The following is a 583-nucleotide window of genomic DNA, read 5'->3' as shown; positions in this document are numbered from 1 at the left end:
ACTTCGATTCCAACGGCTTTGTTGGCGGGTTGACTGCCGGCTACAACTGGCAGCAGGGTCAGTTTGTTTTCGGTGCGGAAGCCGATATCAGCTACGCCGATATGAACGGCAGCGTACTAGAGATTCCCTTCGTGCCCCCGTGCGGCGTCCCAGGCCAAGGGTGCACGGCCAAGGTCGACTGGTTCGGCACCGGCCGCGCTCGCGTAGGCTATGCCTTCGAGAATTTTCTTCCCTATGCCACCGGTGGCCTTGCAGTCGGTCACGTGAAGGGATCGGCCGATCTCGGCGCATGCGGTGCTAGTCCGACTTGCGATTTCAGCGACACACGTTGGGGCTGGACCGCTGGCGCCGGCGTAGAATGGGCGATGAATCAGCAGGTTTCGTTCAAGGCCGAATATTTGCATGTCGACCTTGGCCGGCCGTCCTTCTCGACCAGCAATCCGCCGGATCCGTCGACTGACCGCATCGACTTCGACACCGTCCGCATCGGTATCAACTATCATTTCTAGGGTCCTGACTGGCTTCGGCCGAGCTGCCGCAAAGATAGGGGAATTCGCTGGCGCCTGAGGCGTCAGCGTTCCTG

Annotated in this window: 1 protein-coding gene; it reads left to right on the top strand. The window is 60.4% G+C overall.

What is annotated here, in order from left to right:
• Window positions 1-509: outer membrane protein (locus EOA60_RS36335; RefSeq protein ID WP_164899943.1), on the top strand; the 509-nt coding region annotated here is incomplete at its 5' end.
• Between the last annotated feature and the right edge of the window lie 74 nt (window positions 510-583).

The sequence above is a fragment of the Mesorhizobium sp. M1A.F.Ca.IN.020.06.1.1 genome, assembly GCF_004023265.1.
GTDB lineage: Bacteria > Pseudomonadota > Alphaproteobacteria > Rhizobiales > Rhizobiaceae > Mesorhizobium.
This window is presented reverse-complemented; position numbering and strand designations above follow the sequence as displayed.